We start from the raw sequence: 22,287 nt of genomic DNA on the forward strand, positions 1-22,287 counted from the left end.
TCATTTTTCAATCCCTTACTTGGAAGGAGATGCCGAGCCTGGTTTAATGCTATTGTCAGGTGTACCAGTAGAATCTGGTGCAGGAGTTACACTGCCAGGAGTGCTGGAATCTGGTGTAGTTGTGCTACCTGGGGCTGGTGTAATTTGATTCGGAGTTGTGGAATCTGGTGCAGGAGTTACACTACCAGGAGTTGTGGAATCTGGTGCAGGAGTTACACTACCAGGAGTTGTGGAATCTGGTACAGGAGTTACACTACCAGGAGTTGTGGAATCTGGTGCAGGAGTTACACTACCAGGAATTGTGGAATCTGGTGTAGTTGTGCTACCTGGGGCTGGTGTAATTTGATTCGGAGTTGTGCTACCAGGAGTTGTGGAATCTGGTAAAGTTGTGCCGCCTGGGGCTGGTGTTGTATTGGTAGGATTGGTAGTATCTGGTACTGTTGTACTGCCAGGAGTGGTAGGTTCAGCAGGTACTGTTGTACTGTCTGGAGTTGTTCCAGGTGTGGTTGTGCTGTCGGGTGTTGTACTTCCCGAAGGCTGTGTTTCTGGTACGGTGGTAGTACCGGAGGAACTTGGGGTGAGTGGTTGACCGTTGGGACAACGGGAATTTAAGGGGAAACGTTCACACAGAATTTTTAACCCTTCTGGTGAAAGCTGAATTTCCGTTGGTGAACTAGTGGATGTGCTACTGGATTGAGCAATTGGGGATTTACTGGATTGAGCAACTGCAACGTTAGCACTCAAAGCCAAAGTCAAAGCTGTACCAATCAACGACAGAGATTTTCCCTTCATTATGAAATTAACCTCAACGGAAACAGAACACTCGCCCCATTAAACCAAACAATTAAATTTAGAAAATCATCCTAAAAGCTGATGTTTATTTATGCTGTGGAATTTAGCTGTAGATGCTATAAAATAGCAGCCTTAATGGTTTACCTCAAGCATCTTAGTTGTTATAAATACAAAAATATCTGCGAGTAGATCTAGTTATGAAAGGAAAAATGCCTGATAAAATCAGAGATATAGAATCAAAAACAGAAATTTATCAATGTAATTCAGATAACTCAACCAATTAAATTTAATTGCTGTTTAGATATTGTCTAGAAAATTATTAAAATGTTTTAGGCGACGCGACTCAATATTCTACAAACTATTGCAACAATTACCATCTTTGTTATTTTAGCTACTGAAACATTCTCCAAATAATGTTGAAAGTTATATTCTTCAACCCAATCGACACTAGGTGTAATTTTTAACTTTTTGCGATCGCTTCAAAATCCGAAAAGTTGTACAGTAAGCTTGTATATCACTTTGTTACTACTCAATTTAAGTACAAGCTTATGGTAGAACCTTTAACAGCAGCAGTGATTGTCACCTTATTTTTCTCGGAAGCAATCAAAGAAAGTGGTAAAGCTTTAGGTAAAGGTGCGGCTGATACATTTACGAAACTAGTAGACACCATTCGCGAAAAGTTTCAAGCGAATAGCATAGATGGAATACTAACACAAGCACAAAATCAACCAACAGACACAAATAAAACAATTCTTCAAAGTGTACTGCAAACTCAGATGGATGCAGATGCAGAATTTGCGAATAAATTGAAAGCACTAGTTGAACAGCTAAAGTCACAAGATGCAACTATCCGTCAAGTAGTTTTGAGTGATATTGCATTAACTGAGGGTGTCACAGTAAAAGATCTGACTCAAAAAGTTGCGGGGGATGGTTCAGTTGAGCAAGTAAACGTTAAAGGAGTGACAGCTAAAAACATTGATGTGAGTAATTTAAACCAACAAGTTGAAAGATAATTCATAATTTTCAATTTATCGCAGTTTGTAGGTTGGGTGGAGCGATAGCAAAACCCAACAAAAGCCTCATAATGTAATGCCATATTTTAATTTAAAATTATGACTAACGAGTCAGACTCTGAAGTTGTACAAGTAAAACTTGAAAATTTACAAGTTGGTGGCAATATCACAATAAAAGATATTACCCAGATTTACCAAACATTTAATAATTTAGATAATATTCCTAAACCAACTGGATTTCCGCAAAACATTCCTAAAAGTAACACAGATAAATTTGTCGGAAGAGAGGGAAAATTAAAACGCCTCTATCAACAGTTGCAACGTAATGATGAAGTAGTCATTGCGGCTGTGGAAGGTATGGGGGGCGTGGGAAAAACTGAATTAGCGATCCAGTATTCGCTGCTGCATTTACAATTACATACTTACCCTGGTGGAATTTGTTGGCTACAAGGAAGAGCAGAAGATATTGGTTTGCAAATTGTACAATTTGCCAGAACAGATTTAGGTTTGCCAATACCTGATGATTTAGAGTTACCGGAGCGAGTGCGTTGGTGTTGGCAACATTGGCGGGAGGGAAATACGCTCATAGTTTTAGATGATGTGACAAATTACAGCGCAATAAAACCTTATCTACCGCCACAACCATCTCAGTTTAAGGTAATTATCACCACGCGACTCAAGTTAGATTTAGCTGGTTCTTTATTTCTGGAAGTTTTACAAGAAATTGATGCACTGTTATTACTGACTGAATTAGTTGGGGAAGATAAAGTAAAGCAAGAATCTGCAAAGGCTCAAGAACTTTGTCAGCGTTTAGGCTATTTACCTTTAGCGTTACAATTAGTGGGAAGGTATGTAAAAAAACGCAAGATATCTTTAGCAGAGATGTTGCGACGGCTAGAAGAAAAAGGATTAGCTCATCCTTCTTTAGTGGTGAATGAAAATGACCCGATTTGGACACTTGATGTAAAACGAGGAGTAGCCGCAGCTTTTGAATTGAGTTGGACAGAATTAAGTGAACTTGCTCAAGAGTTAGGGTGTTTATTAAGTTTATTTGCTTTGGCTCCAATTCCTTGGAATTTGGTAAAAAGTGCGGCAAAAGAGAAAGATGTTGAAACATTGGAAGATGCGAGAGTTGAATTGGAAAATTTGCACTTAATCCAAGGTGAAGACAGTTATCAGTTACATCGACTGATTCAAGAGTTTTTTAGAGGTAAGCAAAATAATTTAGCTGTTGCTGATAAACAAAAATATAGTTACTGTGCTGCAATGGTAAAAGAAGCGCAAGCAATTCCTCAAAAACCTGTATTGGAAGACATTAATACATTTACTCCCGTTATTAGCCACCTTGCTGAAGTTGCCAAAGCTTACCACACTTGGTTAAGTGATGAAGATTTAATTTGGCCGTTTTTTGGCTTAGGTCAATTTTATGAAGGTCAAGGAGCTTACGCCCAAGCTTTACCTTGGCGAAAGCAATGTTTATCAGTGGCAAAACAGCGCTTGGGAGAAGAGCATCCTTATGTCGCCGCCAGTTACAACAATTTGGCATCACTTTACAAATTTCAAGGACAGTACAGGGAAGCAGAACCACTGCTTCAAAAAGCTTTGCAACTCATGCAACGGCTGCTGGGAGAAGAACATCCTGATGTCGCCACCAGTTACAACAATTTAGCTAATCTTTATTGGTTTCAAGGACGTTACAGTGAAGCTGAACCACTTTACCACAAAGCTTTGCAACTCATGCAACGGCTACTAGGAGAAGAACATCCTGATGTCGCTACCAGTTACAACAATTTAGCTAATCTTTACTATTTACAAGGACATTACAACAAAGCCGAATTACTGTTTCAAAAAGCTTTGCAACTTATGCAACGGCTGCTAGGAGAAGAACATCAAGATATCGCCACCAGTTACAACACTTTGGCTAACCTTTACAATTCTCAAGGACGTTACAGTGAAGCCGAACCACTTTACCAAAAAGCGCTGCAACTCAGGCAACGGCTTTTGGGTGAAGAGCATCTCTCAGTCGCCACCAGTTACAACAACTTGGCATCACTATACAATTTACAAGGACGGTATAGCGAAGCCGAACCATATTACCAAAAAGCTTTGCAAATCAAGCAACGGCTACTAGGAGAAGAGCATCCCGATGTCGCTGCCATTTACAACAATTTGGGATCACTCTACAATTCTCAAAGACAGTTCAATAAAGCTGAACCATTGTTACAAAAAGCGTTGCAACTCAGACAACATCTGCTAGGAGAAGAGCATCGAGATGTCGCTCAGAGTTACCACAACTTGGCTTTTCTCTACAATTCCCAAAAACGGTACAGCGAGGCAGAACCACTTTACCAAAAAGCGCTGCAACTCAGGCAACGGCTTTTAGGAAAAGATCATCCTGATGTCGCTACCAGTTACTACACTTTGGCATTTTTATACCATTCTCAAGGACGATACAGCGAGGCCGAACCACTCTACCAGAAGGCTTTGCAAATTGCAGAACTGAGTTTAGGGGTAAATCATCCCAATACAATTGCTATTCGTGAAAATCTGGCTATTTGTCAGCAAGAATGGTCACGGGTAATTAAGAGAGGGTAAGGCGGAGAGGTGTAAGTTTTTGACGTTGTTTAATTTTCAACGCGGAGGGGCGCAGAGATAAGCGCAAAGTTACGCGGAGTTTGAGTTTAAGGTTTAAGTAAATTGTATTGAGCGATCGCACCATTCCCCTGCATTCCATTCGCGTTGATGTAAGCAAAGCAAGCTTAATTTTTAATGCGATCGCCATGTGTAATTTTAATACATTGTCCTGCAATGTTATTGCATTGCCCGGCCATTGCATTGCATCGGTCTGCAATGTTATTGCATCGACCTGCAATTAAATTGTATTAATCTGCAATGTTATTGCATCGACTTGTAATTGAATTGCATTTAATACGGTTTGATTAACGTTTTCATCTTTGGAAGATCCCCCTAAATCCCCTATACTGTTAGATTTTTTGTTGCAATGGGTACATTAAATATATAATTAAGTACTTAGGTAACTATGACAAGTCCAGATACAACCCGCCGTTTGCGTCCTCAATTGATTAATCAAGATATTGAATCATTACATGGTTTGCAAACTATAAGCACTTACGAAACGAACCGTGCTGATGCCACTGTGACTAACTTACAACAAGCTTATCAGGCTATGTTGACTACGCAACAAGTTGAAACTGAAAAATTAACTATGTACCGTGCGGCTGCGGATGCGGCGCGATTGGCAGAATGGGAATTTCACAATGCTGTAATAGCGATGAAAGAAGTTGTGCGCGGACAGTATGGTTCAGACAGTGACCAAGCGCAAGCTGTTGGACTGAAGAAAAAATCAGAACGCAAGCGTCCTAGTCGTAAAAAGTTGGTTGCGCTAACAAGCTAATTGAGATAATTTTAATAGTCTTGGAGGATGACCACTTTAGGGTATTTATAAGGCAGGCAAGATGTTTACCCTACAAGAGTCATCCTCAATCAATCAGCAATGCTCTCTATTTTTGCTAATTTACAAGTTTAGTTAAAAGCGCAATGATCTGGAATTGCCCCAACTTCTGTTGTGGCTTATGAGTAAAATGGTGAAAGACCTGTCAGGAAATCGCCATTAGCCGATTCTTCACTGCCAAATAATCGTGATGTAAATAGCCGATGAGTTCCCCCCAACCTCCCCAAAAGCCACAAACTATACTTGGTCAACTGACTCAAGCAGTACATACAATTCAAGCTAGGGTCGATTTTTCCAAGCTGGCGCTCAAGCCAAACGCCAAAGTACCAGAACTTTGGGTACAGGATGCAGGGGCGGATAAGGCGGAGGTGTATCCATTGTTAGGCGATCGCTATATTCTCGGAAGGAGTTCTAAATCTTCTGATATAGTTGTTCGCAATCCAGTTGTCAGCCAAATTCATCTGTCTTTATCGCGGGACTCGACCCAACGCAAACCTGTTTTTGTAATTCGAGATGAAAACTCGACCAATGGTATTTATCTGGGGAAACGGCGGCTCCCTTCTTTAGAACTGCGGCATGGCGATATTATCACTCTAGGGCCACCAGAACTGGCGGCATCAGTCAGACTGCAATATGTTGATCCTCCAGCATGGTATGTTAAAGCCGCAACTTGGGCAGGTTATGGCGTTGGCGGTGCAACTGCGCTGTTAGCCTTGGTAATTGGTGTGGAATGGCTAAAATTTACTGTCAAACCTTTACCTACCGCTACTCGCGCTCCAGTCATCGTTTACGCCCGTGATGGCTCCACACCTCTACGTGAACCGCGCACAACTGCCCATGTAGATAAGAAGCGATTGCAAGACTTTGGCCCTTATTTAGCTAACGCCGTAGTCGCCTCAGAAGATAGCCGTTACTACTGGCACGTTGGTGTAGACCCCTTAGGAATTTTACGTGCGGTGTTAATTAATAGCCGCAGTGGAGATTTACAACAGGGAGCCAGTACAGTTACCCAACAAGTTGCTCGCAGTTTATTCCGCGATTATGTTGGTTCTCAAGACTCCCTCGGCCGCAAATTGCGTGAGGCAATTGTAGCTCTCAAGCTAGAAACGTTTTATAGCAAAGATGACATTTTGCTGACTTACTTAAATCGAGTATTTTTAGGGGGAGATACTTCTGGTTTTGAGGATGCATCTCAGTTTTATTTTGAAAAGTCAGCCCAAGAATTAACTCTTGCAGAAGCCGCCACATTAGTCGGCATTTTGCCTGCTCCCAATGCTTTTGATTTTTGTGGCGATGGCCCCAATAAACTAGAAGCGGCTGATTATCGCAATCGCGTGATTAAGCGAATGTTGGAAATGGGCAAAATCTCTCAAGAAGATGCCAATCGGGCTAGACGTTCCACTGTTCAAGTCAGCCCCAAAGTTTGCGAACAGCAAGCCAAAACTATTGCGCCCTATTTTTATAGTTATGTCTTTCAAGAACTAGATTCTATATTAGGGGAAGGCGCAGCCAGAGAAGGCAACTACATTATTGAAACCCAGCTTGATCCAGCGATTCAAGCCCAGGCAGAAGCATCATTAAAAAATTCTGTGAATAATGATGGCTCAAACTATCGTTTTTCTCAAGGAGCGATCGTTACTTTAGATTCCAAAACAGGTAGTATTTTGGCAATGGTCGGCGGTACTGATTATCGCAAAAGCCAATTCAATCGTGCTTTCCAAGCCAAAAGACAACCAGGTTCTACCTTTAAAATTTTTGCCTACACCGCAGCTATTCAACAGGGGATTTCCCCATATAAATCTTATTCTTGCGCCCCTTTACCTTGGCAGGGCTTTACATATAAACCTTGTCGTGCTGGTGCAGATGTCAGTTTAGATATTGCTACAGGTCTAGCCCTTTCCGAAAACCCCATTGCTTTAAGAGTCGCCAAAGAAATAGGTTTGAATAAAGTTGTGGCAATGGCTCAGAAATTGGGGGTAAAGTCACAGCTTGATCCGGTTCCTGGTTTGGTACTGGGTCAAAGTGTGGTGAATGTTTTAGAAATGACGGGGGCTTTTGGCGCTATTGGCAATCAAGGTATGTGGAATCCACCTCATGCTATTAGTCGAATTCTGGACAGCGGTGATTGCAAGGATCGGAAAGATTTAAAGACCTGCCGTGTTATCTATTCTTTTGAGCAAGACCGGGAGGCTAACAAGCGAGTTCTCTCCACAGAGGTAGCTGATGAAATGACTACCTTAATGCGGGGAGTTGTGTCTAGAGGTACTGGTCGTAGTGCGGCCATTGGGATGGGAGAAGCTGGTAAAACAGGCACAACTGATAAAAACGTGGATTTATGGTTTATTGGTTTTATTCCTAGCCGTCGACTGGTAACAGGTGTCTGGTTAGGCAATGATAATAACTCCCCCACTTCTGGTAGTAGCGCCCAAGCGGCTCAACTGTGGGGGAGATATATGAGTAGAATTGCCAGGTAGAAGACAGGAGAAAAATATTTTTTCCTCAGCACTCAGCGAGAAGTTGCGTGCGCGGGTTCCCCGCGTTGAGCAAGCTTCGGTGACTCAGCACTTTTAATTTAGTGTCCGAGTAATTTATCTCGCAGATGTTTGATGCGATCGCGCAATTTTCCAGCTTCTTCAAATTCTAGTTTTTTGGCGGCATCTTTCATCTGTGCTTCTAGCTTGCCAATCAATCCGGGAATCTCCTCTAAAGGTAATTCATCGATATGTTCATCAACAACTTTTAAATCTGCACTATTCAACCTCCGAGATACGTCTAAAAACGACAAAATTGCGTTACTGGATTTTTTGACAATTGGTTGCGGTGTAATTCCATGTATCCGGTTATATTCCGTTTGAATCCCCCGCCTTCTGTCAGTTTCTTCAATGGCTCTAATCATGCTGTTGGTTAAGTTATCAGCATATAAAATCGCTTGTCCACGAATATGACGCGCGGCTCGACCAATCGTTTGAATTAAAGAGCGTTCGGCGCGTAAGAAACCTTCTTTATCAGCATCTAAAATTGCCACTAGAGAAACTTCTGGTAAATCTAAACCTTCCCGCAGCAAGTTTACCCCAACTAACACATCAAAATGTCCATCACGCAAATCTTGAATGATTTCAATCCGTTCAATGGAATTAATTTCTGAATGCAAATACCGTACCTTAACGCTATGGTCTTGCAAATATTCTGTCAAATCTTCCGCCATGCGCTTGGTTAACGTTGTAATCAACGTTCTTTCATGAAGGTCAACTCTGTCTTTAATTTCTCCTAGTAAATCATCAATTTGTCCTTCAGTGGGACGCACAGAAATTTCTGGGTCAATTACCCCAGTAGGACGAATTACTTGTTCAACTATGTGATTTTCAGAAATTTCTAATTCCCAATTACCAGGTGTCGCCGAAACAAAAATACACTGGTTGACTTTTTGCCAAAATTCATCTGCTTTTAACGGCCGATTATCTGCCGCACTAGGAAGACGAAATCCATGATCAATTAACACTTTTTTCCGCGCTTGGTCGCCGTTATACATCCCCCGAATTTGCGGTACAGTTACATGAGATTCATCAATTACTAATAGCCAATCTTTCGGGAAATAATCAATTAAACATTCTGGTGGTTCCCCTGCTTGTCGGCCGGCTAAGTGACGAGAATAGTTTTCCACACCGTTGCAATAACCAACTTCCCGCAACATTTCTAAGTCGTAGCGGGTGCGCTGATCTATCCGTTGTGCTTCTAATAATTTGCCTGCTGTTTCTAATTCTAGTTTTTGCTGTTTTAATTCAAAGGCAATATCCTCGCAAGCAACTTCTAATCGTTCCTCTGGGGTGACAAAGTGACGCGCGGGATATATATTTACAGCTTCCAAACTATTAATAATTTCGCCTGTTACTGGGTCAATATAGCGAATTGCGTCAATTTCATCCCCAAAAAATTCGACCCGAATAATTCGGTCTTCGTAGGCGGGGCCAATTTCTAAAACATCACCACGAACACGAAAACGTCCCCGACCCATTTCTATGTCGTTGCGGCTATATTGCACAGATGCTAAATCACGCAAAACTTCGCGTTGATTTACTTCCATCCCAATTTTTAAGGGTATGGCGGCTTTGAGATATTCGGCGGGAATCCCTAAACCATAGATACAGCTAATAGAAGCAACGACGATAACATCACGGCGTTCAAACAGCGATCGCGTTGCTGAGTGACGCAACATATCAATTTCATCATTAATCGCCGCTGTCTTTTCAATATATGTATCTGTTACCGGAATATACGCTTCTGGTTGATAGTAATCGTAGTAGCTGACAAAATACTCAACTGCGTTTTTGGGAAAGAACTCACGTAACTCATTACAAAGTTGTGCAGCTAAGGTTTTGTTATGTGCCAAAACTAAAGTTGGTTTGCCAATTTTCTCAATTACTGCTGCTACTGTAAAGGTTTTGCCGGTTCCTGTGGCTCCCAGTAAGGTTTGGTAACGATTACCCGATTTTATGCTGGAAACAAGTTGAGCGATCGCTTGTGGTTGATCGCCTGTAGGTGTAAAGGGAGCTTGAAGACAAAATTCTGTCATACAGTTTGCTAGTAATACCCTATCTCATGGTAACGATATCACTCTGTACCTGTGGAGCTAAATCACCCAAATGAATAGACAACAATATTATGTTACAAATATTTATTCTTTAAATTTACTTATGTATAAGTTTTGAAGATAATTATATCTATGCAAGGTTTTTTAAGGGTAAACTTTGATATATGGAAAAAAATTTTATTTTTCCTCAAATATTGTCAAGGTCAATTAAGAACCCAGAGGTATTAGTTTATGAGCATAAGCAGCACTGGCAAAGCAGCTAGTCCTCGTCAAAGAGGTGCCAAGCTCAAGGGAGAAGCAACGGTGGAAGTTGAAAATAATCAAGGTCAAGCTGTGAATAACGATCCAAATACTCAAAATCCAGATAAATCCGAAACCTCTGGAACACTCGCCATTGCGGGAATTAGACCTATCGCCAGCAGTGATTTACAAGTTGCGGAAACAGTCTCAATTGCAGGTCTACGTCCCATATCTGTCAGTACCTTAGAAATAGTAGGGACAATCGACGTGATGGGGATTCGTCCAATTGGTGCTAACCATATCCAAGTTTTTGACAGTATTAATTTGTCAGGTATACGTCCAATCGCCTCAAGTGCATTGGTAATTTCTCACAGCTATTCTGTAATGGGTGATCGCCCAGTAGCATCAAATATTATTGACAATTCTGAAATTCTTATGGGTTTTATCGACTAGAGCAAAAAAGCATTTTTTATGATCTTATCAACCCAGTCTCCTCTAGAGGCTGGGTTTTTTGTTTATTTTAGATATTATCAAAAACTAGATTTACCTAATCACATATATATTCAAGTTAATTTTAAAATTTATATTTCAGATACCAGACTTCTGAAAAAAGCCTGGTATCTTATTGCTCACTATCTCTAATTTATTCTTGTTATCTCTCTTTTTATAGAGATCCATAATATATCCTGTGGTGGAAGGCTAAAGGAAAATATAAAGTTAACTTGTAAGAGTAATCACCAAGAATTTCAAAGTTTATTTATAGCTTTGAAGCTTAATTTATATAATATTAGGAGACTAAGATGAGTTTAGAAGATCGTGCAAAAGCTACTGCTAAAAATATTGAAGGTAAAGCTCAAGAAGCATTGGGTAATGTGACTGGAGATCCTGAAGATAAAACTGAAGGTAAAGCAAAGCAGGCTGAAAGTGAAGTACGTCAAGGCTTAGAAGATGTCAAAGATTCTGTAAAAAGAAAGATTGACTAAGATTAATTGTGCTTTGCAATTAACGGCAGAGATAGAAGCTATAGAAGCTGGATAATTTTTCAATTCACCAAACATACTTGAAGAATTGAGAATTAGATTATCCTTTTTTATCTTTTTGCCGCAGCTAGGCTGACAAATAGCAGATATTTTTCCTGTAGAGACGTTAACTAGTACGTCTCTACCTTTCTGCTCTCCTTAGCTAGAGAAATGATTAATTATGACTTTACAAAAACATACTATTCCATTCCCCTAGCTAAGAATTACAAGTAATTTGATCTATTTTAAAAGTTTATTTTGGGAGTGAAATAATGATACTGCTACAGCAGATTCGGAAAATTGCGATCGCTGGTATTTTAATTGTGGTGTTGGCTGTAACTACTGCCTGTGGTGGTGCTACAGTCAGTCAAGCTGACCGCACAACAAACCCGCCTGTAATTGGTCGAGATGTAACTTACACCGAACTAGAAAGAGGTAATACTCCCGGTGGGCAAAATTTTGGTAACTGGGTAGTACAAACATCCAAGGGACTAATTAAAGACGCTTATGTGAGAGATAACAACAAATTAGGTGTTGTCATTTCTCGTGATGTTCGTCCTAATGAAGTCAGACCTTTAGCTAAGTCTCTAGTTCAAGGTTTTCGGAAGAATTTCCCTAATCAAGATTTAACTGTTTTGGTTTATAGTCCTGACAAAAAGTTAATTTTGACTACTCAATATGATATTCAGACTAATCAAGTGAAGTATAGCTAATGTGAATATTAGCTATCAGAGTTTGAGGAAATTTAAAACTAAAAATTCTAGAATTTTGCCAAGAAAATTCAGGAATTTGTGCTGAATAAGGAGATAAAAAAATGTCAACTAGTGAAGAATACAGACGACAAGTAATGCAAGACTTAGCTCAAGGTGATGTGGAATCATTAAATGATCCATCAACTGATGCAGCTACTCAGTACGACAATTTTGACGATTTTGCTCAACGTACCACTACAGATCAACGTCGTCAATTATTTGGTCAGTCTATTCATCCAGACCGCATTCCCTCCAGCCAAATGGAGCCAGAATTACAAAAAGCGATCGCGCAAATAAAACCTAATGAACGAGATGATGTAGCTCGCGCTTTTTTCAAACACTTGAAAGGAAGAGGTTTAGATGATCGCCACTTGGAACAACAGCTAGGTCTTTCGACTCATAACCCTAACCGGATGAGTGCTGATGATGTTAGCAAACTTGCATCCTTTGCATATCACAACCATCCAGACGTTTTCCGCGAAGTTCTAGCAGAGCAACCAGGGATTATTAAGTTCCTGAGTAACCCTGTCGTCGCCGCAATTGTAGGTATTGCAGCTGCTAAATGGCTGGGTAGCCACAGGTAATTTTTCAGGAGAGTCAGACATTCAGGTGGGTAATACCACCTTTTTTTATGGCTAATACCAATTCTCCATGAAGATGCACTTAATTTTTTTACGAACCGCCAAGAGCGCCAAGGAAGACAAAAGTAATTATTTAGTGCAAGCTAACAGAGATTTGGGATAAAGAGCAATGTAGTTTCAAGCGAATAATTTTTCTATCGATTTTTCAAACCTTAAAACTGTAAATCTAAAATAAAAAATATTTCAAAATTTTAACATAAAGTGATTTTTAGTAAAAAATACAACTAGACTATTTCTTTTGATATATATCCATCAACTATAATCAAAACTCTTGACAGAGATACCATGAATTATATTTTGCTAAAAATATAATTAGAATCTTCAAAAGAATACTTTGTATTGCAATTTATCTCATAAAATATTTGTATATACATTTAATATATGGCTATGTAGAAAATTGTAATTTACAATACATTATTTTTTGGAAGATTATTTGGTATAGCTCTCTAAAAGACGCAAATTTTCCTTTAATAAATATCAATCCAACACAAATATATATAGTAATATTATGTTTGTTAAAACAGAAATAAACAAAGCAATAGAAGTCAATAATTCTTATTTAAACCGTGGTGAAGTTAAACAGGAAACAACACCACCTCAAGGCTTAAATATTCCAGCAGCAACTTTATATTTAAGTCCTATAGGTCTTCTTTTCAGTTGGATATTTTTTTTCCTAGTCTTACGCAAAATCCAGAGGTTTCTGGATAATAAAATGGTATTTAGTGTCAAGAGCTTGCATCAGGTTCCTTGTAAAAATTGCCGTTTTTATTCTAATAACCATTATCTTAAATGTGCAGTTCAACCTTCTATTGTACTGACTGATGAAGCTAAAAACTGCTCTGAGTTTTCTAGTAAGCAAGATAATTTATCGGAAAAAAAATTTTTCCACAGGAGAGACTAGTACCGCTGTGAAGTCAAAAATCAAAAGTCTAAAAGTTGATACATCCAGGCTTGTACCTGTTTGAAATAGTAGGTTTATTTGCGCCGCGCTGTACTAGTACGAACAGACTGAAATATAAAGTGTGCAGTCGATAATTAATAAATCCGTATAATCCCCGTGAGAGCGATTTCTCATGGGGATACTTTAATTTCTGCGAATTTGTAATAGTGATTGATAGCAAAGGGCTGTTAGTGATAGCACAGCGTTTAGCTTGTGCTGCGTACCGCAATGAAATAAATACTCAAACCATCAGCACGGACTCAGTTAGCAGAATTTCCCAAAAAAGTTGCGTAGACCTGAAGTGGCTTGTCATAAGATATTGCTAAGTATTGATCCTGATACTATTTAGACGTGCATAACTTTATACTACAGAAGTGATGTTTATAACTTCATAATTAATCAGTTACTCAGAATAAGGGTACACTGACTGATATTGAGAGAGTCTTCTTGCGGAAAGCAGAAGGAGTCGAATTTTAAAGATTTTATTTGGCAACTCGTCTTTTTACTCATAAAATCAAAGACAAGCTAAAGTTCCGGAGAACAGTAGCCTAAGTATCCCAGTCTGGTAATAAATCAGGGTTAAAAAGCTATCACGAAAACTCAAATGCTAGAAATGGTAGATCGAATAAATGATATTGCTTGGCAAGCTCACCAGGGTAGTGTTGCAGCAATCATTCAATTATTAAACGAAAAGTTAGCCCAATCTGGTGTCAGAACCAGAGCTATTTTTGCTGATGGAGTCTTACAACTTCTCTGTGAAGCATCTAAAATAGAGCAACTAGAACAATCGTCCGTGGTAGAACAAATCCAGAAAGTTCTGGAGTCGATCGCACCACGGAATATTCACCGAGTCAATATTAATAGCCGGATTGTCAGGGAAGAACAGTTACTTTGGCTAAAAGAAATTTATAGCGATCGCGAAAATCAATTACTGTGGTCACAGGAAATTACCTTAACTCAACCCCATGTAGTTAAGCAGCTAATTCAAGATTTCACCGGCGCTACAACTCAATTAGCACAATCAGCCCGGCTCAAAACTCAATCTTCTCGTACTTCTGTACTAACCAACAGAGACAAATATCGATATTTACCCAAAACCAGAATCCCAACAGCCTTAAGTCTGGGTTTTTTGGTGTTATTGGGTTGGTTTGTATATGCTCAGTTAGGTGATAAGCTGAAAATTTTCGTTCAACTAGAAACCCCTAAACAAGTTACCACAGCCAACGCCAACGCCCGCAAACCAACAGCACCAGTTAGTACTGCTAAAAATAATCTTGGTGACTCTGAAGAAGAAAGTGATCCTTTTGGGTCAGCTGTGCGAATTGCCAACCAAGCTACCATTAGTGGTAAAACAGCCACAACTTCAATTCAATGGTTGGATTTAGCTGCCAAATGGCAACGAGCATCTGATTTAATGGCAGCAGTACCACAAAATCACACTCGCTATCGAGAAGCTCAGATTCGGACTGAACTATATAGGAAATATAGTGAAGCTGCTCAAAAAGAAGCCCAGAAAAGCCCCTCTTAAGCTAAAAGCCTTTGTTAATAATGATAAATCTGATTTTTTTATCCAGAATGTAACAAAAACTACAAAAATATTAGCATTTGATAGACGTAGAACAAAGCTACTTTGTCGTGATTTGACATAAGTTTGTAATAAGAATGTCATTTCGATGAGGCAAACTGAATTTATCCAGATAAAACAAGGTGTAAGTGTGACTTGGCGGTCTTTCCGCCTTTTTTATTTTATGGTTGTTTTTGGTGCGATCGCATTTTTGCCAAGAAATCGAAACCTCAGTGACATACTCATCGGCGATAGTACTAAAACCAGAGATACACATCTATCTGCCAAGGCTGGGACTATTCCCCTAGCCTTTCTTATAAATTAGAATTTTTTATTTTAAATATTAATATAAAAAATATCAATCAGTAAGGCTCAGAAGAATAAGTCACAAATTAACAAGATATTTTTGTATTTCTAAATACCAGAGATAGAACAGTTACCCACTTTTTATAGTTAAGCCATCTAGGTAAAAAATAAGCATTTAAGTAAGTAACATTAATAAAATGTTTTCAAAAAAACACAAATAAAAAAATAGAAATTATAATTACCTAATAGGTTTATATTTTTGGAAAACTTTACTGATTCTTGGAAAAAACTTTGTATTTATCTTCTAGGATGGTAGGAGTACACTAAACCTGTCACTATCAAACCATACAAATAAACCCATAATTTTTATTTTTTATTCATGATTACCACCGCAGCAGAATCTCAAAACTGGCTGCAAGTAAGCCGTTACATTAATCGCGGAAGTGTTTATTTATTCGCTCCAATGCTTAACTTTAATGTGATGGCTGAAGTTGGAGATACTCCCCCCTGATTTTATGTGAATTTACTTGCTTAAAAAAATTATTCCGATTGAGGAATAATTTAAATGGCATACAAATATAAAAGCTCACATTTGCCATAATCAATGGCTGAGAGTTTTGTGTGAGCTAGTTGCATAATTAAAAATGCAATTAACTTGATCCCAATCATGCCTAAATAATAGTATTTTTTCCATGTACCAGTAGATCGCTACACTTTTTGGTACAGCATTTTTCCTGTTAATTATCAACATCTCAAGCTACTACAATTAGTAGTCAAATTTATGCTGGTGAATTCAAATATTCAACCTATTTTCCTCGTTTGTGCTGCTGATAACAACTATGCAATGCCGTTAGCTGTAACAGTTCGTTCAGCTTTAGCAAATCTAAATAGTCAGCGCAAAATCTCACTATTAATTATTGATGGAGGAATTAGTAAAGCCAACAAAAACAAAATTATCAAATCCTTCAATCCAGAACAAATAAATATTTCTTGGGTACAGCCAGACAATGAAATTTTTGAGAATTTAGTATTATCTAGGCATCTCACTATTAGCTGTTATTATCGCTTACTCATTACCGAGTTCTTACCCCAAGATATTCATAAGGCAATTTATCTAGATAGCGATATGGTTGTAACAGGAGATTTAGAAGAATTATGGAATATTGATATTGCTGACAACTATGTACTAGCTGTTCAGGATGACGTACAACTATATATATCAATGTCTACTGGATTGAGAAACTATCAAGACCAAGGGTTATCTCCAGATAGTAAATATTTTAATTCAGGGCTTTTAGTCATCAATTTAGATAAATGGCGAACTGAAAATATTGGATTAAAAGTTATCAATTATCTCAGAGAAAATTTAGAATATTCACCTGATGATCAGGATGGTTTAAACGCAGTTATGGCTGGAAAATGGGGAGAACTTCATCCAAAATGGAATCAAATGCCTAGAGTCTATAATTATTCATCATCAGAAGATAGTCCCTATCCAGAAGATGTATATCAGGAAATGTTGCATCATCCTGGCATCATTCATTTTACTAATGCGCCTAAACCGTGGTATGCCGGATTGCGTACTGAATGCCAACATCCAAAAAAACATTTATTTTTTCGATATCTTGATATGACATCTTGGAAAGGATGGCGAGATACTTATTTGCGGCGATTAAGTCGAAAAGTTGGTAAACTCACCTTACTCAATACGTCAAAATTGTAAATCTTATCAATCAATTTAGGCTGGGCAACTTATACAATGTCCAATTAGGATTTGACACAATTTTTAGCATTGCCCACCTAAATTTCATAGCAATCAAGCTGCTACTTACTGCAAGATATAATTTATAATTCTTACGCGTTAACTCAAGTGGTTGTATACTTCTGCCACATTTGCTCATACGCTGTTTCCATTTCACGAGCAAATTGCTTACCATTCCACAAAGGTGAAGTCTTTCTTGATTGTCTCAGCCTCCAAGCAATTTGTTGCCGCAAAGCTGCATCTTTTCCTAACCGTATACCCCACTCTAAATACTCTTCATCAGTCCAGGCAATACCTTCAGAAATACCAGCATTCATCATCATGGTGTAGCTGTTACGTGCTGCAAATTGCTCACCTACTCGCGTTACCATCGGGATACACATCCATAGTGTTTCTAAGGTAGTTGTCGCTCCATTGTAAGGATAAGTATCTAAAACTATATCAGCAATATCTAAATTTGCTCGGTGAACTCCTTCTGAAGGAGCATCTGGTAAAAACCGTAATCTTGCATAATCTACTTCTTCTTCTGCTGCTATTTGGGCAAAGAATTTGTGAGTTGATTCTTCATCGGCCAAACCTTTAATTAAGAAATAGCTATTTGGAACTTCTTTGATAATTTTTAACTGCAATCTTGTAATATCTGGATGCCTTTTAAATCCCCTTTGTCCAGAGAAATAAACAACTGCGTCATCAGGAATATCTAATTCATCTCGACGGACTTTAGGCACATTTACTTCAAAACCATCTACAGCTATATATGTTTGAGGTAAACGCCAGATTTTTTCTTGATAGTATTCCTGCGCTGATTCTGACAGAACGTAGGGATCAGCAATGAAATAATCTATCGATGGACTACCAGAAGCATCCCAGCCTAACCATGTCACTTGGATTGGTGCTGGTTTGAAAGTCATCGCTTCACAAGTTATATCTAGCGTGATGCTATCCAAGTCAATTAAAATATCAATTTCATCTTGATAAATTTCTTCTGCGAGTGACCAAACATTATAGGATTTGAATACCTTATCCATTTGGTTAATATACCACTGGTGCAAGAGATCGGATACATTATCACTATTAACAAAATAACCATTAATTTCAAACTTATCTCGGTCATGATACTGCAATAACCATCGTGCTAACCAGCCCACAGAATGACTTTTGAAACAATGGGAAATGTATCCTATTTTCAGTTTCTTATGAGAAGATAATTGTTTTTTTCGTTCTAAATGCCCTTGAGCATATTTTTCTACTTTTTCTTGGGCATAAATATTATGATTTTCTTGGCATATTTGCAGGATTTTATTTTGTACAGACCTATTTTTCGCTATATTATCTTCTATATAAAATGCAAAATAATTAGAATTTAAGAGTATAGATACATCCATTGGTGTCAAATCTTGAGGATTCGCAGCTATGAGTTCTGCTAATAAATCTTGCTGTCTTTGATTGACAGCATAAGACTCTTGCCACTGACCACCTGCACTCATTAACCCTCTAAGTATCTGACGGTTGGCAAAGATTTTTTCGGGTAATCTCTCCACCAAAGAATAAAAAGTTTTAGCTGTTTCTATGCCTAATTCATAGTCAGCAGAATTTTGATAAAAACTAGCTAAATGTCCTAAAATTCCTGGGTTATTTTTATCCAAACGTAAATAAATTTCGCATAACTGCGCGGCTATTTTGGGTTGCTGGCGCGAGTAAGCAATGTCTACAGCGGCAGCAATGAAGATATTCATTAAAGCTTGAGGATTTTCTGTAAAATGTAGCGAACAAGCTTCAAAGAATTCTATAGTAGAAGGATATATCTGTATATAGTGTAAAACACTACTTAGGGTTTTACATAAAATTTCTAAATTGATGTTTGTTTTTGTAGTGGAATTAATAATCTCAATGATATCTAGTTCGCTAAATGTTTCTTCTGTATAAGTTTCAAGCTTAATATATAGATTAATTAGATGCAGGAGATTGTGAATATTGTCGGGAGCAATTTGCCTAATATTTTGCCGAATTTTTTCGCAAACATTATATTTTTCTAACTTCTCTTGGCGTTCGGCTTCCGTTTCTAAAATTTCTAATAATTCAGCATTCCAAACATTGACCTGTTCAGCATCTCCTTCCATCATTGCCATGAACCAAGTCGTTTGTGCTTCTACTTCTTGTTCTTGTAAGAGGAAGATTAACCCTAAATGCCAATAGTTAGATTTAATCTCTGGATCGACAGCAATTGCTTGTTCATAAAGGTTAGCAGCTTGAATGTAATTTCCATTCAGGAAATACTCATTGGCACGCTGATATAAATTGGAGGGAGTAGTTAAAGCAACCATAGGTCAAAAATTTTGAATCTGAGTAGGAGAGATGGCAGAAAGACAGGAAAATATGAATTTTCTCAGGGACATCTCAAGCAATTAAATATGCCTTATCCAAAAACCTTGTAGAGACTTAGTAATTCTACATTTCTACATTATTTTTGGAGATGTCTAATGAAAAAATTGCAGAAATTGGGTAATGTGCTAACACACTACCCAACGGAGGAATAACTTGATTTGAAATTGCCTAGTAAGATGACTAGGAAAAATCTTAAGTTTTTTATCTAGCTAAAGAAGCAAAGTTGTTCTGACAGCCTGTAGAGCTGGTAGCCAGGGAGGGAGTGGTTGTCACAGGGGTAGGTGATTCACACGCTATTGCCACTGTGAGTGCTTCAGATGTAGCAGCACTACCTAGTGTTGTACCTACTACACCGTAATAAGATTTCAGCGCAGGTTTAATTGGTGTTGCGTTAAATTGGGTAAGAGTACTGGTACCAGCAATAACATAGGAATAGTTATCTGATTGAGTCTTAATACCTACTTGGAGCTGAGAAATACTGGTAGCAAAACCTTGGTATTCTAAGTAGTAAGCTTGTTGAGAACGGTTAACTGTACCAATATAGTTTCTCGCTTCGGACTGTTTGGCTTTGTTAACTTGACCGAGCAAAGAAGGTAGAGCGATCGCTGCCAATACACCGATAATGATTACTACAACCAACAGTTCAATTAAGGTAAAACCTTCTTCTTGTTTGTTCTTACGGTTGCTGAGGTAATGTAAGTATTTAGCTTGTAATTCTGGCTTGAGCATGGGGTTTCTCCTGAAAGTTCGGGGTACGAACGTTGATTGGTGAGTTCTAGTTGTAACTTACCCACTTGTAATATCCGATCTATCACTTCTGGTAAAAAATCTTTCTGATGATGGTTATATCCCCGTTAAATTACGGTCTGGAAAAAGAAAGTAGTGATTAGTGCCTCAGATATGCAGGTTTTGGAGAATCATGCTTGGAAGAGGATAAGTCTATCGAGAGTAATTACCCGTCTAAAATCCAAAATGGGATGAGGGTTTGATTCCACTCCATTGATTTGCTATGCTATATTAAACGTAGTCGTTATGAGTTCAGTTAAGTTTATGACTAACCCGACTGTAGAAAACGTGGTGATTATCGGTTCTGGGCCAGCAGGATACACCGCTGCCATCTATGCGGGACGAGCTAACCTGAAACCCGTTGTTTTTGAAGGTTTCCAAGCTGGGGGGTTGCCAGGTGGGCAACTGATGACAACGACGGAAGTAGAGAACTTTCCGGGGTTTCCTCAAGGGATTACTGGGCCAGACCTAATGGATCGGATGAAGGCACAGGCTGAACGTTGGGGGGCTGAGTTATATACTGAGGATGTGATATCTGTTGATTTAAGTCAGCGTCCATTTACAGTCCACTCTGAAGAAAGAGAAGTTAAAGCCCACAGTTTAATTATTGCCACTGGAGCCACAGCAAGGCGCTTGGGTTTAGATAGCGAACATTTATTTTGGAGCCGCGGAATTTCTGCTTGTGCGATTTGCGATGGTGCTACACCAATTTTCCACGGCGCAGAGTTGGCGGTAATTGGGGCTGGCGACTCAGCCGCAGAAGAATCTATTTACCTGACTAAATATGGTTCCAAAGTTAATTTGTTAGTGCGATCTGATAAGATGCGGGCTTCTAAAGCTATGCAAGACCGAGTTTTGAGTAACCCAAAAATTCAGGTGCATTGGAACACAGAAGTTATCGATGTGTTTGGCAATGGTCACATGGATGGGGTGAAAGTTCGCAATAATCAAACTGGTGCAGAAAGCGAAATCCATGCTAAGGGTTTATTTTATGCGATCGGTCACACTCCCAATACATCTTTATTTAAGGGACAACTCGAACTGGATGAGGTGGGTTACATCGTCACCAAACATGGTTCTGTAGAAACCAGTGTGGAGGGCGTGTATGCGGCTGGTGATGTGCAAGACCATGAATATCGCCAAGCAATTACAGCTGCGGGTACTGGCTGTATGGCGGCGTTGTTGGCAGAACGTTGGTTGTCTTCTAATACTTTGATTCAAGAGTTTCATCAAGAACCAACAATTAACAATGAGTTAGAAACTCAGCCAGCACCAAAGAAAACGGAAGCGGAGGAAGCAGCAGGGTTTAGTTTACAAGCAACACGTCATGAAGGTGGTTATGCTCTACGGAAATTATTCCATGAAAGCGATCGCCTGCTGATTGTCAAATACGTCGCGCCCGGTTGCGGCCCTTGTCATACCCTCAAACCCATACTCAATAAAGTAGTGGATGAATTCGATGGCAAAATTCACTTTGTGGAAATTGACATTGATAAAGACCGGGAGATTGCCGAAAACGCTGGGGTAACAGGTACACCAACAGTGCAATTCTTCAAGGACAAAGAACTGGTGAAGGAAGTCAAAGGCGTGAAGCAAAAGAGCGAGTACCGCCAGTTGATTGAAAGCAATCTTTAAAAGTCTGAAGTCTGAAGGATGAAGTCTGAAATTTAAGATTTTATCCTTCATCTTTCTAGGACTTACACCCAAGTAATGAAAAAGCGAACAAGAGAAGATACAGAGACAACTGAGAAATAAGAGTTAGAGAGCGTTTTGGCGTAATCCTAACTTCATTTCATATTTCACAGTTTATTAGACCTCTTGCAAAAGTCAGTTAAGCAGATTCAGTTTTAGGGAGACGAAGCTCATAGTTGTACAAACCAGCGATGAGATTAAATCTCAAACTAAATCTTTTTCTCCGATTGCGATAACGGTCAGACAAGATTTTAAATATCTTTAGTTTCCGATTAATATGCTCACCGACAACTCGAACTTTGGCTAAGTCTCGATTACTCTTTTTATCTTCGCAA

18 protein-coding genes and 1 pseudogene are annotated in these 22,287 nt (G+C 38.9%); 13 read left to right on the forward strand and 6 right to left on the reverse strand.

From position 1 onward, the window contains the following. Positions 1-15: 15 nt before the first annotated feature. On the reverse strand, positions 16-792 hold the full coding sequence (locus IQ244_RS19125) for a hypothetical protein (protein ID WP_193896966.1): 777 nt from the start codon (positions 790-792) through the stop codon (positions 16-18). 548 nt (positions 793-1,340) lie between these two features. Between IQ244_RS19125 and IQ244_RS19130 the strand changes: the two genes are divergently transcribed. Both IQ244_RS19130 and IQ244_RS19135 read left to right on the forward strand, forming a co-directional pair. Further along, positions 1,341-1,805: a hypothetical protein gene (locus IQ244_RS19130; RefSeq protein WP_193896968.1), complete on the forward strand. Its 465-nt coding sequence runs from the start codon at positions 1,341-1,343 to the stop codon at positions 1,803-1,805. Positions 1,806-1,904: 99 nt separating this feature from the next. After that, on the forward strand, positions 1,905-4,400 hold the full coding sequence (locus IQ244_RS19135) for a tetratricopeptide repeat protein (RefSeq protein WP_193896970.1): 2,496 nt from the start codon (positions 1,905-1,907) through the stop codon (positions 4,398-4,400). Here the strand turns inward: IQ244_RS19135 and IQ244_RS19140 are convergent. Beyond that, positions 4,387-4,641, reverse strand: coding sequence for a hypothetical protein (locus IQ244_RS19140; protein WP_193896972.1), 255 nt, complete (start codon positions 4,639-4,641; stop codon positions 4,387-4,389). The genes IQ244_RS19135 and IQ244_RS19140 overlap by 14 nt on opposite strands. A gap of 204 nt (positions 4,642-4,845) precedes the next feature. Here IQ244_RS19140 and IQ244_RS19145 point away from each other — a divergent pair, with 204 nt between their 5' ends. Beyond that, positions 4,846-5,220 (forward strand): hypothetical protein, encoded by a 375-nt coding sequence (locus IQ244_RS19145; RefSeq protein WP_193896974.1) that lies wholly within the window; start codon positions 4,846-4,848, stop codon positions 5,218-5,220. Between the two features lie 260 nt (positions 5,221-5,480). Then, positions 5,481-7,751: a transglycosylase domain-containing protein gene (locus IQ244_RS19150; protein WP_193896976.1), complete on the forward strand. Its 2,271-nt coding sequence runs from the start codon at positions 5,481-5,483 to the stop codon at positions 7,749-7,751. A 98-nt stretch (positions 7,752-7,849) separates the two neighbouring features. On the opposite strand, the gene uvrB is transcribed toward IQ244_RS19150, so the two are convergent. Beyond that, positions 7,850-9,847 carry an excinuclease ABC subunit UvrB gene (gene uvrB, locus IQ244_RS19155; protein WP_193896978.1) on the reverse strand — a complete coding sequence of 666 codons (1,998 nt, stop codon included), beginning with the start codon at positions 9,845-9,847 and terminating at the stop codon, positions 7,850-7,852. Between the two features lie 249 nt (positions 9,848-10,096). Here uvrB and IQ244_RS19160 point away from each other — a divergent pair, with 249 nt between their 5' ends. The 8 genes from IQ244_RS19160 (at position 10,097) to IQ244_RS19195 (ending at position 17,050) form a co-directional block, all read left to right on the forward strand. Continuing rightward, positions 10,097-10,558, forward strand: coding sequence for a hypothetical protein (locus IQ244_RS19160; protein WP_193896980.1), 462 nt, complete (start codon positions 10,097-10,099; stop codon positions 10,556-10,558). Positions 10,559-10,905: 347 nt separating this feature from the next. Then, complete coding sequence (locus IQ244_RS19165) at positions 10,906-11,088, forward strand: CsbD family protein (protein ID WP_193896982.1); 183 nt, start codon at positions 10,906-10,908, stop codon at positions 11,086-11,088. A 308-nt stretch (positions 11,089-11,396) separates the two neighbouring features. Further along, positions 11,397-11,837: a hypothetical protein gene (locus IQ244_RS19170; RefSeq protein ID WP_193896984.1), complete on the forward strand. Its 441-nt coding sequence runs from the start codon at positions 11,397-11,399 to the stop codon at positions 11,835-11,837. A gap of 101 nt (positions 11,838-11,938) precedes the next feature. Next, a complete protein-coding gene (locus IQ244_RS19175; RefSeq protein ID WP_193896986.1) occupies positions 11,939-12,460 on the forward strand; it encodes a hypothetical protein in 522 nt (173 codons plus the stop codon). A gap of 565 nt (positions 12,461-13,025) precedes the next feature. Continuing rightward, on the forward strand, positions 13,026-13,418 hold the full coding sequence (locus IQ244_RS19180; protein ID WP_193896988.1) for a hypothetical protein: 393 nt from the start codon (positions 13,026-13,028) through the stop codon (positions 13,416-13,418). A 652-nt stretch (positions 13,419-14,070) separates the two neighbouring features. Continuing rightward, complete coding sequence (locus IQ244_RS19185) at positions 14,071-14,985, forward strand: hypothetical protein (protein ID WP_193896990.1); 915 nt, start codon at positions 14,071-14,073, stop codon at positions 14,983-14,985. Between the two features lie 145 nt (positions 14,986-15,130). Further along, on the forward strand, positions 15,131-15,346 hold the full coding sequence (locus IQ244_RS19190) for a hypothetical protein (protein ID WP_193896992.1): 216 nt from the start codon (positions 15,131-15,133) through the stop codon (positions 15,344-15,346). 762 nt (positions 15,347-16,108) lie between these two features. Beyond that, positions 16,109-17,050: a glycosyltransferase family 8 protein gene (locus IQ244_RS19195; protein ID WP_193896994.1), complete on the forward strand. Its 942-nt coding sequence runs from the start codon at positions 16,109-16,111 to the stop codon at positions 17,048-17,050. 143 nt (positions 17,051-17,193) lie between these two features. Here IQ244_RS19195 and IQ244_RS19200 read toward each other — a convergent pair whose 3' ends face one another. After that, a complete protein-coding gene (locus IQ244_RS19200) occupies positions 17,194-19,413 on the reverse strand; it encodes an O-linked N-acetylglucosamine transferase, SPINDLY family protein (RefSeq protein WP_193896996.1) in 2,220 nt (739 codons plus the stop codon). A 262-nt stretch (positions 19,414-19,675) separates the two neighbouring features. Next, complete coding sequence (locus tag IQ244_RS19205) at positions 19,676-20,203, reverse strand: type IV pilin-like G/H family protein (RefSeq protein WP_193896998.1); 528 nt, start codon at positions 20,201-20,203, stop codon at positions 19,676-19,678. A gap of 321 nt (positions 20,204-20,524) precedes the next feature. On the opposite strand from IQ244_RS19205, the gene trxB reads away from it, so the two are divergent. Next, positions 20,525-21,895, forward strand: a complete 1,371-nt coding sequence (trxB, locus tag IQ244_RS19210) for a thioredoxin-disulfide reductase (protein ID WP_193897000.1) — start codon at positions 20,525-20,527, stop codon at positions 21,893-21,895. Between the two features lie 196 nt (positions 21,896-22,091). Here trxB and IQ244_RS19215 read toward each other — a convergent pair. Next, a pseudogene (locus IQ244_RS19215) lies at positions 22,092-22,287 on the reverse strand (IS5/IS1182 family transposase); the annotation flags it as partial.

The sequence above is a fragment of the Nostoc sp. LEGE 06077 genome (assembly GCF_015207705.1).
Taxonomy (GTDB): Bacteria; Cyanobacteriota; Cyanobacteriia; order Cyanobacteriales; family Nostocaceae; genus Nostoc_B.

Coding starts and splice junctions, on each gene's coding strand:
- uvrB (WP_193896978.1), bottom strand. CDS start 9,847: ATGACAGAATTTTGTCTTCAAGCTCCCTTTACACCTACAGGCGATCAA.
- IQ244_RS19205 (WP_193896998.1), bottom strand. CDS start 20,203: ATGCTCAAGCCAGAATTACAAGCTAAATACTTACATTACCTCAGCAAC.
- IQ244_RS19165 (WP_193896982.1), top strand. CDS start 10,906: ATGAGTTTAGAAGATCGTGCAAAAGCTACTGCTAAAAATATTGAAGGT.
- trxB (WP_193897000.1), top strand. CDS start 20,525: ATGACTAACCCGACTGTAGAAAACGTGGTGATTATCGGTTCTGGGCCA.
- IQ244_RS19185 (WP_193896990.1), top strand. CDS start 14,071: ATGGTAGATCGAATAAATGATATTGCTTGGCAAGCTCACCAGGGTAGT.
- IQ244_RS19180 (WP_193896988.1), top strand. CDS start 13,026: ATGTTTGTTAAAACAGAAATAAACAAAGCAATAGAAGTCAATAATTCT.
- IQ244_RS19175 (WP_193896986.1), top strand. CDS start 11,939: ATGTCAACTAGTGAAGAATACAGACGACAAGTAATGCAAGACTTAGCT.
- IQ244_RS19130 (WP_193896968.1), top strand. CDS start 1,341: ATGGTAGAACCTTTAACAGCAGCAGTGATTGTCACCTTATTTTTCTCG.
- IQ244_RS19135 (WP_193896970.1), top strand. CDS start 1,905: ATGACTAACGAGTCAGACTCTGAAGTTGTACAAGTAAAACTTGAAAAT.
- IQ244_RS19200 (WP_193896996.1), bottom strand. CDS start 19,413: ATGGTTGCTTTAACTACTCCCTCCAATTTATATCAGCGTGCCAATGAG.
- IQ244_RS19190 (WP_193896992.1), top strand. CDS start 15,131: ATGAGGCAAACTGAATTTATCCAGATAAAACAAGGTGTAAGTGTGACT.
- IQ244_RS19160 (WP_193896980.1), top strand. CDS start 10,097: ATGAGCATAAGCAGCACTGGCAAAGCAGCTAGTCCTCGTCAAAGAGGT.
- IQ244_RS19150 (WP_193896976.1), top strand. CDS start 5,481: ATGAGTTCCCCCCAACCTCCCCAAAAGCCACAAACTATACTTGGTCAA.
- IQ244_RS19195 (WP_193896994.1), top strand. CDS start 16,109: ATGCTGGTGAATTCAAATATTCAACCTATTTTCCTCGTTTGTGCTGCT.
- IQ244_RS19125 (WP_193896966.1), bottom strand. CDS start 792: ATGAAGGGAAAATCTCTGTCGTTGATTGGTACAGCTTTGACTTTGGCT.
- IQ244_RS19140 (WP_193896972.1), bottom strand. CDS start 4,641: ATGCAATGGCCGGGCAATGCAATAACATTGCAGGACAATGTATTAAAA.
- IQ244_RS19170 (WP_193896984.1), top strand. CDS start 11,397: ATGATACTGCTACAGCAGATTCGGAAAATTGCGATCGCTGGTATTTTA.
- IQ244_RS19145 (WP_193896974.1), top strand. CDS start 4,846: ATGACAAGTCCAGATACAACCCGCCGTTTGCGTCCTCAATTGATTAAT.